The organism is Pseudomonas sp. FFUP_PS_473 (assembly GCF_002858665.1).
Classification (GTDB): domain Bacteria; phylum Pseudomonadota; class Gammaproteobacteria; order Pseudomonadales; family Pseudomonadaceae; genus Aquipseudomonas; species Aquipseudomonas defluvii.
Genome location: NZ_PJQQ01000001.1, coordinates 218328 through 233048, shown reverse-complemented (window position 1 = coordinate 233048; position 14721 = coordinate 218328). Strand labels below are relative to the sequence as shown.

Genomic DNA, 14721 nt, shown 5'->3' with positions numbered 1-14721 from the left:
TATCGAACCTCGCACACGCGAGGCGGTAATCTTCACACTTTTTCACAGACCGCCTACAGAGCTTAACAGTTGCGCCGGGGGTGCCTGCCTTAGCATGGCCGGGTCATTTTCGGAAGATCCGCATGTCCAGCCCAAGCCCCTCCCGTCTACGCACCCTGCCCGCCCTTGTCCTGCTCGGCCTCACGCTGGCGGCCTGCGACAAGCAAGCCCCGGTCGAAGAAAAAGCACCGCCACGTCCTGTTTCGGTGGAAACCGTGCGTGTCGAACCCTTGGCCATCAGCAGCGAGTTGTCCGGGCGCATTCTGGCCCCGCGCACCGCAGAGGTACGCGCGCGAGTCGCCGGCGTGGTGCTCAAGCGGGTGTACCGCGAAGGCAGCGACGTCAAACAGGGGGAGGTCTTGTTCCGCATCGACCCGGCACCGTTTCAAGCCGACTACGACAGCGCCCGTGCCGCCCTGGCCAAAGCCGAGGCCAACCAGTTCCAGGCGCGCCTGCAGGACCAGCGCTACAGCGAGTTGATCGCCATCAATGCGATCAGCCGCCAGGACTACGACAACGCCCGCGCCGCCGCCCTCCAGGCCAATGCGGACGTCGCCGCTGCCAAGGCGGCACTTGAGCGTGCGCGCTTGAACCTGGGGTATGCCACCGTCACCGCGCCGATTTCCGGGCGCATTGGCCGCGCCTTGGTCACCGAGGGCGCACTGGTCGGGCAGAACGAGTCGACCCCTCTGGCGACGATCCAGCAACTGGACCCGATCCACGCCGACCTGACCCAGTCCACCCGGGAGCTGAACGCCCTGCGCCGGGCACTGCGCGCCGGCGAGTTGCAACAGGTCGGCCAGGACCAGGCACGTGCCACGTTGATCCAGGACGACGGCACGGCTTACCCGTTGCCCGGCAAGTTGCTGTTTTCGGACATCAGTGTCGACCCGAGCACCGGGCAGATTACCCTGCGCAGCGAGTTCCCCAACCCTGATCTTGACCTGCTGCCGGGCAGTTTTATCCGCGTTCGCCTGGAACAGGCCATCAAGCAACAGGCAATCAGCGTGCCGCAGCGCGCCATCCTGCGTGACAGCGCGGGCCAACCGCGTGTGCTGCTGGTGGATGCCGAGCAACGCATCAGCGAGCGCCCGATCGTGCTGGGCAGCGCGCAACAGGACCGCTGGATCGTCAGCGAAGGCCTGGCTCCGGGCGAGCGCGTAGTCATCGAAGGCCTGCAACATGTGCGGGTAGGTGATCAGGTACACGTCACCCCCGCCGCCAAGGAAGCCACTTCTGTCGTACAGACCACTGGCCAATGAGGGCCTGATCAATGCCGCAATTTTTCATTGACCGCCCGGTGTTCGCCTGGGTGGTCGCGCTGTTCATTCTGCTGGCCGGCGCGCTGGCCATCTCGCAACTACCGGTGGCTCAATACCCTAACGTAGCGCCGCCACAGGTGGAGATCTATGCCGTCTACCCGGGTGCATCGGCACAGACAATCGATGAGAGCGTCGTCAGCCTGATCGAGCAGGAGCTCAACGGTGCCGACCACCTGCTGTACTTCCAGTCGCAAAGCAGCCTGGGCAGCGCTACCATCACCGCCACCTTCGAGCCGGGCACCAACCCTGAACTGGCTCAGGTGGATGTGCAGAACCGCCTGAAGATCGTCGAGTCGCGTTTGCCGCGCGCGGTCACTCAGCAAGGCCTGCAAGTGGAGAAAGTTTCCACCGGGTTCCTGATGCTGGTGACCCTGACGGCTGAAAACGAGTCTCTGGACGAGGTCGCCCTCAGCGACTTCCTGGCGCGCAACGTCATGAACGAGATCCGCCGCCTCAACGGTGTCGGCAAGGCGCAGCTGTACGGCGCTGAGCGTGCCATGCGCATCTGGATCGACCCGCAGAAACTGATCGGCTTCAACCTGACCCCCGAAGACGTCAACCTGGCCATTGCCGCACAAAACACCCAGGTAGCCCCCGGCAGTATCGGTGACCTGCCAGGCCGGGCGACCCAGGAAATAACCGCCAACGTGGTAGTCGAAGGCCAACTGTCGACACCGGAGGCGTTCGCCGACATCGTCTTGCGGGCCAACCCGGATGGCTCGCGGGTAACCCTCGGCGACGTCGCACGGGTAGAGATTGGCAGCCAGGAGTACCAGTTCGGCACACGCCTGAACGGCAAGCCGTCGACCGCCTTCAGCGTGCAACTGTCACCGGGTGCCAACGCCATGCAAACCGCGACCCTGGTCCGCGCCAAGATGGACGAGTTGTCGCGCTACTTTCCGGCAGGCGCCCGCTACGACATCCCCTATGACACCTCGCCGTTCGTGAAAGTCTCCATCGAACAGGTCATCAACACCCTGCTCGAAGCGATGCTGCTGGTGTTCGCGGTGATGTTTCTGTTCCTGCAGAATATCCGCTACACCCTGATCCCGACCCTGGTGGTGCCTGTGGCGCTGATGGGGACCTTTGCAGTAATGCTCGGCATGGGGTTCTCGATCAACGTACTGACCCTGTTCGGGATGGTGCTGGCCATCGGCATCCTGGTCGATGACGCCATCGTGGTGGTGGAAAACGTCGAACGGATCATGGCCGAGGAAGGCCTGCCACCCCGTGAGGCTACCCGCAAGGCCATGGGCCAGATCAGTGGGGCCATCGTCGGGATAACCCTGGTGCTGGTCGCGGTGTTCCTGCCGATGGCCTTCATGCCAGGCTCCGTGGGAGTGATCTATCAGCAGTTCTCGTTGGCGATGGCGGTGTCGATCCTGTTCTCGGCCTTCCTCGCCTTGAGCCTGACACCCGCCCTGTGCGCCACCTTGCTCAAGCCCATCGAAAGCGGTCATGCGCAAAAGCGCGGTTTCTTTGGCGCGTTCAACCGGCGCTTCGAGCGCCTCACCGACGGCTATCAATCCTGGGTGACCCATGCCCTCAAGCGCAGCGGACGCTACCTGCTGGTGTACGGCCTGCTGCTGGCCGGCCTGGGCTACCTGTTCAGCCAACTGCCCTCCTCGTTCCTGCCGACCGAGGACCAGGGCTACACCATCACTGACGTCCAGCTCCCGCCTGGTGCCAGCAAGCCACGTACCGAGCAGGTTGCGGCGCAGATCGAAGCGCACAACGCTGAAGAAGCCGGTGTCGGCAACACCACGGTGATCATGGGCTTCAGCTTTTCCGGCACCGGGCAGAACGCGGCGCTGGTCTTCACCACACTCAAGGACTGGTCCGAGCGAAGCACCGAGGACAGTGCAGCGGCCATCGCCGAGCGCGCCACCGCCGCTTTCAGCCGGTTCAAGAACGCAATTGCCTACTCGGTGCTGCCACCGCCGGTCGACGGGCTTGGCACGTCCAGCGGCTTTGAGTTTCGCCTGCAAGACCGTGGCGGTCTCGGCCACACCAACCTGATGGCCGCACGCGATCAGCTACTGGCCGCTGCCGAGAAAAGCCCGGTGCTGATCAACGTACGTGAAAGCGCCCTGGCCGAAAGCCCCCAGGTGCAACTGGAGGTAGACCGCAAGCAGGCCAACGCCCTGGGCGTTTCCTTTGCCGACATCGGCACCGTGCTCAACACCGCCATCGGTTCGACCTACGTCAACGACTTCCCCAACCAGGGCCGGATGCAGCGGGTGGTGGTACAAGCCGAGGGCGACAGCCGCAGCCAAGTCGAAGACCTGATGAAAATCCATGTCCGCAACAGCAGCGGCAAGATGGTGCCACTGTCGGCGTTTACCCGCGCCCATTGGCTTTCCGGGCCGGTGCAGTTGACGCGCTACAACGGCTATCCGGCGATCGCGGTGTCCGGTGAACCAGCGCCCGGCTACAGTTCGGGCGAGGCCATGGCAGAGATCGAGCGCCTGGTCAGCCAGTTACCACTGGGCATGGGCCTGGAGTGGACCGGCCTGTCGCTGCAGGAACGGCTGTCCGGCAGCCAGGCGCCCATGCTGATGGCGCTCTCGCTGCTGGTGGTGTTCTTGTGCCTGGCGGCGCTCTATGAAAGCTGGTCGATCCCGACCGCCGTGCTGTTGGTGGTGCCCCTGGGCGTGCTGGGCGCGGTACTGGCAGTGACCCTGCGAGGCATGCCCAACGACGTGTTCTTCAAGGTCGGCCTGATCACCTTGATCGGCCTGTCGGCGAAGAACGCGATCCTGATCATCGAATTCGCCAAGCATCTGGTGGACGAAGGCCACGACCTGATAGACGCGACGGTACAGGCCGCGCGCCTGCGCCTGCGGCCCATCGTCATGACCTCACTGGCGTTCATCCTTGGCGTCGTGCCGCTGGCCATCGCCACTGGCGCCAGTTCGGCCAGCCAGCAGGCGATCGGCACCGGGGTAATTGGCGGCATGCTCAGCGCAACGCTGGCCGTGGTATTCGTACCGGTGTTTTTCGTGGTGGTCATGCGCCTGGCGGGCACGCGACGACGCCAGCCTGAGGGCACGGTCAGCCTGGAAAGCTGATGGACAGCCAAAGCCGGTCATGGGATCGTGAGCGGCTTTGGCGCTACAGGTAAACATCATGATCCAGCTTCCGTCGCCCTGCTCCATCCTCCTCTTGGCGGGCGGTCGTGGCCAGCGTATGGGCGGACGCGACAAGGGCCTGATTCCCTGGCGCGGGCAGCCCCTGATTGCCCACGCCCAGGCCGTGGTGCGTCCACTGACCGACGACCTGATCATTTCCTGTAACCGCCACGCCGAGCAGTACCGGCCCTATGCCGATCATCTGGTCAGTGACGAATCAGGCGACTATCCAGGCCCGTTGGCCGGTGTGCTCAGCGGGTTGGCCCAGGCGCGTCACCCGTGGCTACTGGTGCTCGCCTGCGATGCACCGCTGATCGACCGCACACTGGTTCTTGACCTGCTGAGCCAGGCGAACGATCAGGGGCGACCGGCGATGATTCGACAGGATGGCCACTGGCAACCGATGTTCTGCCTGCTGCCGAGCAGTCTGCTCGACGACCTTCGCCAGCGCTGGAGCCAGGGTGAGCGCAGCCTGCTGCGAGCCCTGCTGGCGCAGCCACTGCAGGCGCTGGACTATCCGCTGGACGATCCACGCCTCAGCAACTTCAACTCGCCAGAGCACCTGGTGCCATGACTGTCAGCAAGCGCGAACCGGACACGGAAACGCGATATAGCAACCGCGCTCAAGGCCTGAGGTCATCGAAGAACACTTTACTGCCATCAACCTGAGACGATGCCCGGGGCAGGTTCTGCGCCTCCCCGGTCGGCGTCTCGACATGCCAGTAACAATGCCTGACGGCGCGGGTAACCGCGACATAGGCCAGGCGCAGGACTTCGTCCTTCTGCGCGTTGTCGTAGGCTTCAGGGTCACCGCTACGGCCAAGCCCCGCCTGGCGATAGACCTGGTTCTTATACGGAGAACGGGTCACGTGCTGGCAATCGCCAAGCATGAACACCGCATCCGCCTGCAGCCCCTTGGCGCTGTGGTAGGTCAATTGACGGAACCGGCGCTGCCCCGGCGCAAGGCTTTTCTCATGATTGATCAGTGGCCGCAAATGCTCTGAAATCAATGACTTATCACTGCTTTTTCGATACAACATCATCACCGAATCGCCCTGCCGGTAATGCGCCATCAACTGCTGGGCAAGCGCAGCCTCGTCACGCGGCTGTACCGTGACAGGCACCGCATCCTCGGCCGCCAGGCCGCAGGCCTTGGCTTTCTTGCCATTGATCGCCGGCGCCGGCTTAACGATGTGCTCGGCCGCATCGATGATGTGCTGGTGGCTGCGGTAATTGTCGCTGAGCATCACCCGCGTATTGGCCGGCGAGACGAATTCCTTGGCGAACTCCATGAAGTACTTGGGTGAGCTACCCCGCCAGCCATAGATCGATTGCCAGTCATCGCCCACACACAGCAGCGACGAATGCTGGGCGGTGCGCCCCACATGCAATGCCGGCCCGCGCCGACGGATTTCACGCAGGCTGGCCCTTAGCCAGGAAACGATCTGCGGCGAGACATCCTGAAACTCGTCGATCATCAAGTGCGCCAAAGGCCTGAGCAAGGTATCGGGCAACAAGCGCAGGTTCTCGGGGTTGTTCTCCGAGAACAGGGCGAACATCCGGTTATAGCTCATGATCGGCGGCGACTGCGCCAACAGGTGGTTCTCCAGCGCCCGCCAGTACAGGCTCAACGCCTCGAAGAACAGTGCATCGCTGTCACCTGCCGGAAAACTCATGCTTGCAACTGCCGCGCCCACGTCCAGCCCGAGGTTCTCGATGAACCCGGCAGCACTGACGAAAGCATCCAGGAGCGGCACCGACGAGAGCTCGCCCTTGACCTTGTAGTCAAAGCCCGGCCCGGCCACGGCATCCGTCGCAAGGGAGGCGGTCAAGCGCTTGGCTGCCGAATAGTTTTCTAGCCATATCAATGGTTTATCGCAGAAAGCTTGAAACAGTGTGCGCTTGATAACCCATTCGGCCCACACCGGTAACTTGGCGTTCGGACGCTTGTAGTCCTTGTTTTCCCCGGGATCGAAGCCCAGTACCACCCAGGCATCGAGTTCGGCAATATAGCCATGGACGTGAAAACGGCTGCCATTGATCTCCAGGGTTTCCCGGCGTGGCTCAATGCCCTTGATCGGCCACGCGCCCGCCCTGAACCAGAGGTCTTCAATCGTGTCGCACAACTCCTCGTCGCGTTCGGCGGACAGTTGCGTCACGGCCACACGCTTCTGCACGTCGGGATGATCACGGTCCAGTGCCTTGAGCTGCAAGGCCTGGCGCCGCAGGGACGTGATCAACTCGGCAAAGCGTGGGCTGCCCTGCATCAGGTCGCGGTAGCACAGGTTCAGTTGCTGACGCTGGGCATCATTGATACGCAGGTCGAACGGGTTGGTCTCGGCATTCGACTCGCTGCCACCCGGTACCTCACTGCCCAGCGTCTCAAAGGCCCGCAGCTGGCTGAAGCCCGGCAGGCTGCGCACCAGTGGCAGAATCCGCGAATGGAAGGTGCGCACCAACTCGCGGGCCTCTACCGGGCTCAGGTTGATGCCCCACAGGGCAAACACCTGGGTCAGTCGTGCGATGAAGTCCTTGCGCGACTCGCGCGTGAACGTGACCACGGTCATGGCGTCCAGTTCATAGCCCAGGTAGTGACGCAACAGCAGAATACGCAGCACCAGGGACGTCGACTTGCCGGCACCGGCACCGGCAATCACGCAGGTCGAAGGCGTCTCACTGAAGATCATTTTCCATTGCGCGGTGCTTGGCTGCGCCTGGGCTGGCAAGCGCTGCGCAACGTCGGCCTTGAAGCGTTTTTTAAGTTCCGTGGTGAGCGGCAGGCGCCAATCGTCGAACAGGCTGTCGTCCTGCCCCGGCACTACGTGGGCATCGGGGCGGGTATCACGAATCACCAGAACCTGGCGGCCAGCCTCGAAGCCGTCGACACGGCCCTCCTCATAACCCTCGCGCAGGCCCTCGGCATGGCCGGTACGTTGACCGCTGGCATGCCCCTGAAACCACGAGTCGCGGTGCTGAGCCTGCAGCCGGCTCAGGCCTCGACCCAGTACACGGGCCAGCAGCCGTCTGACCCAGGGTAACTGGGCCGGCGGGGTTAATTCCGGGGGGTGCTTGGGGCGCTCGTGTGACACACCGACTCCAACTGAAAAGGGCTCTGCCGCCATGTTCGCTCCATTGACCGCAAAGCACCAGCCGAATGCTTACAGATCAGTCAATTAGGCGATGAAGTGAATCAATCACTGCACCTTAAGCATCTAATAAACCGATTAGAATCAGCCATTATTTACGCTTAATTTCGATCATTAATTGGGCGATCATCGTTCACATAAACCTTGCCGAGGAGATGAATCATGCTGCAACTTCGCCCGTTCGCCACACTGGGCCATGCCAACCACGGCTGGCTGGATGCCCATCATCACTTTTCATTCGCCGAATACTACGACCCCGAGCGCATGCACTGGGGCACCCTGCGGGTCTGGAACGATGACCTGATCGCCGCAGGTAGCGGTTTCCCACCGCACCCACACCGCGACATGGAAATCATCACCTATGTCCGCGAAGGCGCTATCAGCCACCAGGACAACCTGGGCAACAAAGGCCGTACGGAAGCGGGCGATGTGCAAGTGATGAGCGCTGGGACCGGGATCGTCCACAGTGAGTACAACCTGGAGAAGGTTGATACACGCATCTTCCAGATCTGGATCATTCCAGAGCGCAGCGGCGAAGCACCCTCGTGGGGCACCCGTCCGTTTCCCAAGGGTGAGCGCGGTGAAGGCTTCGTGACCTTGGCCAGTGGCCGTGACGGTGATGAGCAGAGCTTGCGCATTCGGGCTGACGCACGGCTGGTCGCGGCTACCCTGAAAGCCGGAGAAAGCGCCGAGTACGTGCTGGACAGCGGACGTCGCGGCTATCTGGTGCCGGCCAAAGGGCTGGTCGAGGTCAACGGTGTGCGCGCCGCTGCCCGTGACGGCCTGGCGATTGAAGATGAATCGTTGTTGCGGGTGACTGCGCTGGAGGACAGCGAAATCGTTCTGGTGGATGTCGCCTGACCGCCCCCGCCAAGCCTGCTCCCATAGAACCTGTAGGAGCCGGGCTTGCCCGCGATGCAGACGCCGCGAACTCACGGATACCCCACCGACGCCATCGCAGGCAAGCCAGCTCCAACAGGGCCCGCGCCAGCCTGTAGGAGCTGGGCTTGCCCGCGATGCAAACGCCGCGAACTCACGGATACCCCACCGACGTCATCGCAGGCAAGCCAGCTCCAACAGAGCCCGCGCCAGCCTGTAGGAGCCGGGCTTGCCCGCGATGCACACGCCGCGAACTCACGGATACCCCACCGACGCTATCGCAGGCAAGCCAGCTCCAACAAAGCCCGCGCCAGCTGTAGGAGCGGGTCTTGCCCGCGATGCAGGCACCGCGCACTCACTGACACCCCACCGACGCCATCGCAGGCAAGCCAGCTCCAACAAAGCCCGCGCAGCCTGTAGGAGCCGGGCTTGCCCGCGATGCAGACGCCGCGAACTCACGGACACCCCACCGACGCTATCGCAGGCAAGCCTGCTCCAACAGGGCCCGCGCAAGCTGTAGGCGCGGGGCTTGTGCGCGACCGATGATCAAGAAATGGCGTTGTCGACCAATTCCTGGGCTTCGCTTACCAGGCGCTGCAAATGCGCATCATCGATAAAGCTTTCGGCGTAGATCTTGTAGATGTCCTCGGTACCCGACGGACGCGCCGCAAACCAGCCGTTGGCAGTCATCACTTTCAAACCACCAATGGCCTGGCCATTGCCTGGGGCATGGCTGAGGATCTGCTGAATCGGCTCACCGGCCAGCTCAGTGGACTTCACCTGCTCCGGCGCCAGTTTGCTCAACAAGGCTTTCTGTTGCGGGTTGGCCTTGGCCTCGACACGCGTTGCGAATGGCTCACCCAGCTCGGCAGTCAGTGCCGCATAGGCCTGGCTCGGGTTACGCCCGGTACGTGCAGTGATTTCCGCCGCCAGCAACGCCGGGATCAGGCCGTCCTTGTCGGTGGCCCAGACACTGCCATCCTTGCGCAGGAACGAAGCGCCTGCACTCTCTTCGCCACCAAAACCGAGTGAACCGTCGAACAACCCTTCGGCGAAGAACTTGAAACCCACCGGTACTTCGTAGAGGCGACGCCCCAAGCGTGCCGTCACCCGGTCGATCAGGCCGCTGCTGACCACCGTCTTGCCGACGGCTGCATCGGCGCGCCACTGCGGACGGTTCTGGAACAGGTAGTCAATGGCAACCGCCAGGTAGTTGTTCGGTGCCAGCAGGCCGTTCGGCGTGACGATGCCGTGGCGGTCATGGTCGGGGTCGCAGGCAAAGGCAACGTCAAAACGCTCACGCAGGCCGATCAGGCCCTGCATGGCATAAGGCGAGGACGGGTCCATGCGGATCTGGCCGTCCCAGTCCACGCTCATGAAGCGGAAGGTCGGGTCGACCTCAGTGTTGACCACCTCCAGGTTCAGGCGATAGTGATCGGCAATGGCCGACCAGTAGCGCACACCGGCACCGCCCAGCGGGTCAACGCCCAGACGCAGGTTGGCACCACGAATAGCATCGAAATCAATCACATTGATCAGATCGCTGACGTAGTTGCCCAGGTAGTCATGACGATGGGTCGTGCTGGCCTTGAGCGCCTGCTCGTAGTCCATGCGTTTCACGTCTTTCAGGCCATCGGCCAGCAGTTCGTTGGCCTTGGCCTCGATCCACTTGGTGACGTCGCTGTCAGCCGGGCCGCCATTGGGCGGGTTGTACTTGAAACCGCCACTCTGTGGTGGGTTGTGCGACGGCGTGATGACCACACCATCGGCCAGCCCGCGGCTGCGACCACGGTTGTAACAGAGAATCGCGTGGGACACTGCTGGCGTTGGCGTGTACTCATCGTCCTTGGCCAGCATCACTTCGACGCCATTGGCCGCCAGCACCTGCAGTGCGGTAGCCGCTGCCGGGGTGGACAGTGCATGGGTATCGATGCCGACGAACAGCGGACCATCGATGCCTTTGACCTTGCGATACAGGCAGATGGCCTGGCTGATAGCCAGTACGTGGTCTTCGTTGAAACTCAACTCCAGCGAACTGCCGCGATGCCCGGAGGTACCAAACGCCACGCGTTGGGTGGCGATGCCGGCGTCCGGCCGGCCAGAGTAATAGGCGGTCAGCAGTCGAGGGATATCGACCAGGATCGACGCAGGTGCCGGTTTGCCCGCCAGGGGACTGAGCTTCATGCAAAACCTCAAGAATGGGTGTTCAGGGTAATGAAAGGACACAGTTTACTGGCAGTTTGACCTTAAGGCGACGAGGAAGCTCCCTGCCCTGACGACTATTTTTTTTGCGGTGCCCACCAGCCTGGAAACATCTGCTGTACCTTCTGCTCGGCGAATCGATCATCAATCAGCATGACCACCCCACGGTCCTGCGGGCCACGAATGACGCGCCCTGCGGCCTGGATAACCTTGCGCACGCCCGGGTACAGGTAGGTGTAATCGAAGCCCGCGCCAAACCGCTCGACCATGCGCTGCTTGATCTGCTCGTTGACCGGGTTGACTTGTGGCAGGCCCAAGGTGGCGACGAATGCGCCGATCAGGCGGGTTCCCGGTAGATCGACCCCTTCGGCGAACGCCCCGCCCAACACCGCGAAACCAACCCCTTGCCCACCTTCGACAAAGCGTTCGAGAAACGCCTGGCGTGCCTCCTCCGCCATCCCTTGCGACTGACGCCATTGGGGAATGGCCGGGTACCGCGTTGCCAGCATTTCAGCCACCTGCTGCAGGTACTCGAAGCTGCTGAAAAACGCCAGGTAGTTGCCTGGTTGCCGGACGTACTGCTCGGCAATCAGCTCGCTGATAGGCGCAATAGATGCCTGACGGTGCTGGTAGCGCGTCGACACATTGCTCACCACGCGCACCTGCAGCTGCTCTGCGACAAAGGGCGATGCCACTTCCAGCCAGGCAGTGTCGCCTGGCATCCCCAGCAGGTCGGCATAGAACTGCCGGGGGCCGAGGGTGGCGGAAAACAGCACAACGCTGCGCGCCGCCGCCATTTTCGGCGCGATCAATGCCGCGGGCAGCACGTTGCGCAGGCACAGGGTGGACAGGCTGCGCCGCCCCTGCCCCTCGCGCTTACTGATGTCGAACAGGAAGTTCTCATCAAAGACCTCGCTCAAGCGGATGAACTGCAGCGCACGGAAATAGAAGTCCATCAGTGCAGGGTCCAGCCCCGACGGGGCCTGATTCATCTGTTCCTGAATCAGCGTCAGGCAGCGCTGCAAGGCCTTGAGAAAGGCCGTCGGCAACTCGGCACTGGCCCTGTAGGGCGCAACCTGGTGATTGTGCAGGGCATTCCATTGACGATTGAGTTGCTGCAGGGCACTGCTCATGCCGACAGGCTTGCTGCGACGCAGGCTCTGCAATAACCACTGATCGAGGCTCGCGCTGTACATCTGACGGGCGCGCTCGACCAGGTTGTGTGCCTCGTCCACCAACACCGCCAGCCGCCATTGGTTGACCTGGGCCAGGCCGTACAACAAGGCGCTTTGATCAAAGTAATAGTTGTAGTCGGCGACCACCACATCGACCCAGCGCGCCATCTCCTGGCTCAAGTAGTAGGGACAGACCTGATGCGTCAGCGCCACCTCGCGCAACGCGGCTTTATCCAGCAAGGCGACTTCCCGGGCCGCCTGGCGAGCCGCCGGCAATCGGTCATAAAAGCCCTTCGCCAACGGGCAGGATTCGCCATGGCAGGCGCTCTGCGGATACTCGCAGGCCTTGTCCCTGGCCACCAGCTCAAGGCTGCGCAGCGCCAACGTCGGGGCACTGGTCATGACCTGGCGCACCGCCTCCAGCGCCAAAGCCCGGCCCGGCGTCTTGGCGGTCAGGAACAGCACTTTGTCCAGCTGTTGCGGCACGACAGCCTTGAGCATCGGGAACAACGTGCCCAGGGTCTTGCCGATACCCGTTGTGGCCTGGGCCATCAGACAACGGCCGGTGCTGACCGCCTTGTACACCGTTTCGGCCAGATCGCGCTGGCCGCTGCGCATCTGCGCATAGGGAAAGCTCAATGCCTGCAACCCGCTGTTACGCTCGCTCAGGCGCTGCATCTGCGGGATCGCCCAACCCAGAAACACCGCACATTGCTGCTTGAAGTACTGCTCCAATGCCTCGGCCTGGTAGTGCTGCTCGATACGCGTCTCGCGGTCACTGTCGACATCAAGGTAGACCAGCGCCAGGTGAATGTCGGTCAGTTGCCGCGCGCTGCACAGCAGCCAGCCATAAATACGCGCCTGCGCCCAATGCAGCTCGCGGTGGTTATGCGGTTGGCTGGCAAGGTCGCCTCGGTAGGTCTTGATTTCCTCCAGGCGGTTGGCTGATGGCGCGTAACCGTCGGCGCGGCCGCGCACGCGCAGTTGCTCGTAACAGCCCTCCAGGGTGACTTCTGCTTCATAGTCGGGCCCGCGCCGAGCAACCACCCGGCGATGCCCGGCCATTCCTTCCTGCGCCGTGGGCGACGGGGTGAAGCGCAGGTCAAGATCGCCCTGTTTTGCGGTGAATTCGCAGAGGGCACGCACCGCGACTACGTAGCTCATGACGCCTGCGGCGCCCATTGCACATGGCAGACCTCGACCGGCAGGCCATGCTCACTGCAGAACGCTATCCAGCGCAGCTGGTTGTCCTGCAGACGGTCGCCAGGCCCCTTGACCTCGATCATTCGGTAACGCCGCGCCTCGGGCCACAGTTGAATCAGGTCTGGCATGCCGGCGCGGTTATGTTTGATATCTTCCAGCAAGCGCCGGAAACACGCGGACAGATGCTCAGCGGGAAGGCACGCCAAGGCCTGCTCCAACAGCGTTTCGTCAAGCACCTCCCACACCACGAAAGGCGACTGCAAGCCGCGCTTCGCCGCATGGTTGGCGCGAATCGTCTGGTGATAGCGACCGTCTTCCAACTGCGCCAGGCAATCGCCAAACAGCGCCTCACGACGTGCGTGGAAACCGGGATCATGAAGGTCCTGAGGGCCACGTTGGAAAGGGTGGAAGAACGCACCCGGCAGCGGCGCGAAAATCGCGTCCCAGCAAAGCAGGCCGAACAGGCCATTGAACAGGCAGTTCTCGACGTAGAACACCTGACCGCCCTCTTCCTCCAGGTGCTGCTGGACTGCCCGCTCGACACCCAGCGTCGAATGCTCGCGAGGCAGGCAGAGGTCGACCCGGTGTACGTCAGGTGCGCTGCGCCTCGGCTGCGCGGGCCCACCCAACTTGCGCCGCAGGCGCGGCAGTACGCGGTCCAACGCCTGCGCTTGCAGTGCATTGAGCGGCTGTTCACTGACCGCCTCGGCCAGATTCAGCGCAGCCGCCCACTGTTCGTCGCGCTCCAACACCCGTATGTGGCGTAATGGCGCCTGCGGGTGCGCACTGAGCGGATAGATCTGCTGGGCCAGCGCCCAGTTACCCTCGCGCTCACACTGCTGGCCCAGGTGGAACAGCAAACGAGCGCGACGGCGTTCCAGCCAGGGGTTAAGGCTGTGCAGACACTCGGCGCGCGCCAGCACCTGCTCGACGGTAACCCCTGCAGCCAACTGCTCGGCACACTCATGCAGGGCCAAGGCGACCTCGACATCGTTGCGCTCACGCATCGCCCGGGAATCGGCACTGAACGCCACTTGCTCGTAGCGCAGTACGCCAAGGTCAGCCAACACGAATTCGGACCAGTCCTGGTGCAGATTGCCAAAGAACAGCAGGCGCAAGCGGTCGCACAGGGCTTGCAAGCGCCACGCGTAGACAACCTCGGCAAACCCCGGATACCACTCGGACAAACGACGTGGCTCTGGGTACAGAGGTGCCAGTTGTTCAAAAAGCTCGGGTTTGGCCGCACGCGGGCGCGTCAATGCCGTGGCGAAACAGTCAACGATTTCATCCTTGCGCAGCATCTGAAACAGCTGTTCCAGGCTCAGCACGGCATCATCGTCGACCCACGCCAGGGCCACCAACGGCGCCAGGGCCTCGGCTGACGGGCCAATTTCGGCGTATTCCAACTTGCTTTCGCGGAACAACTGCCCCTTGCGCATCACCATGCGCACCAGCATCGCCCGGGCGGCCTGCGGTTGTTGGCCGAACTGGTGAATGAAATCATGCTCCTGCTCCGAGAGCAGATCGGCATAACGCAGCAGCAACCAGTCCAGTACCTGCTGGAAGTTGTGGAGGTAGTAAAACGGATCAGAAACAGGGTGAGCGATCACAGCAGGCAGGCAAC

8 protein-coding genes are annotated in these 14721 nt (G+C 62.8%); 4 read left to right on the top strand and 4 right to left on the bottom strand.

The window, feature by feature from the left end:
- The first annotated feature begins 122 nt into the window (after window positions 1–122).
- From CYD26_RS01090 to mobA, 3 genes are read left to right on the top strand one after another with little or no spacing between them, the layout of a single operon-like run.
- On the top strand, window positions 123–1301 hold the full coding sequence (locus CYD26_RS01090; RefSeq protein WP_102051604.1) for an efflux RND transporter periplasmic adaptor subunit: 1179 nt from the start codon (window positions 123–125) through the stop codon (window positions 1299–1301).
- An 11-nt stretch (window positions 1302–1312) separates the two neighbouring features.
- Window positions 1313–4432, top strand: coding sequence for an efflux RND transporter permease subunit (locus tag CYD26_RS01085; RefSeq protein ID WP_102051603.1), 3120 nt, complete (start codon window positions 1313–1315; stop codon window positions 4430–4432).
- A 58-nt stretch (window positions 4433–4490) separates the two neighbouring features.
- The gene (mobA, locus tag CYD26_RS01080; protein WP_102051602.1) at window positions 4491–5066 is read left to right on the top strand and encodes a molybdenum cofactor guanylyltransferase MobA; all 576 of its coding nucleotides are present in this window, start codon (window positions 4491–4493) and stop codon (window positions 5064–5066) included.
- A gap of 49 nt (window positions 5067–5115) precedes the next feature.
- Here mobA and CYD26_RS01075 read toward each other — a convergent pair whose 3' ends face one another.
- Window positions 5116–7614, bottom strand: a complete 2499-nt coding sequence (locus CYD26_RS01075; RefSeq protein WP_102051601.1) for a UvrD-helicase domain-containing protein — start codon at window positions 7612–7614, stop codon at window positions 5116–5118.
- 186 nt (window positions 7615–7800) lie between these two features.
- On the opposite strand from CYD26_RS01075, the gene CYD26_RS01070 reads away from it, so the two are divergent.
- Entirely contained in the window at window positions 7801–8499 is a 699-nt protein-coding gene (locus CYD26_RS01070) for a pirin family protein (protein WP_102051600.1), read from the top strand.
- A gap of 564 nt (window positions 8500–9063) precedes the next feature.
- Here the strand turns inward: CYD26_RS01070 and pgm are convergent.
- From pgm to CYD26_RS01055, 3 genes are all read right to left on the bottom strand, one after another.
- Window positions 9064–10701 (bottom strand): phosphoglucomutase (alpha-D-glucose-1,6-bisphosphate-dependent), encoded by a 1638-nt coding sequence (gene pgm / locus CYD26_RS01065; protein WP_065757608.1) that lies wholly within the window; start codon window positions 10699–10701, stop codon window positions 9064–9066.
- A gap of 95 nt (window positions 10702–10796) precedes the next feature.
- Window positions 10797–13058 carry an ATP-dependent DNA helicase gene (locus tag CYD26_RS01060; RefSeq protein ID WP_102051653.1) on the bottom strand — a complete coding sequence of 754 codons (2262 nt, stop codon included), beginning with the start codon at window positions 13056–13058 and terminating at the stop codon, window positions 10797–10799.
- Window positions 13055–14707: a VRR-NUC domain-containing protein gene (locus CYD26_RS01055; RefSeq protein WP_102051599.1), complete on the bottom strand. Its 1653-nt coding sequence runs from the start codon at window positions 14705–14707 to the stop codon at window positions 13055–13057. Before CYD26_RS01055 ends, CYD26_RS01060 begins: the two co-directional genes overlap by 4 nt.
- Window positions 14708–14721: the final 14 nt, after the last annotated feature.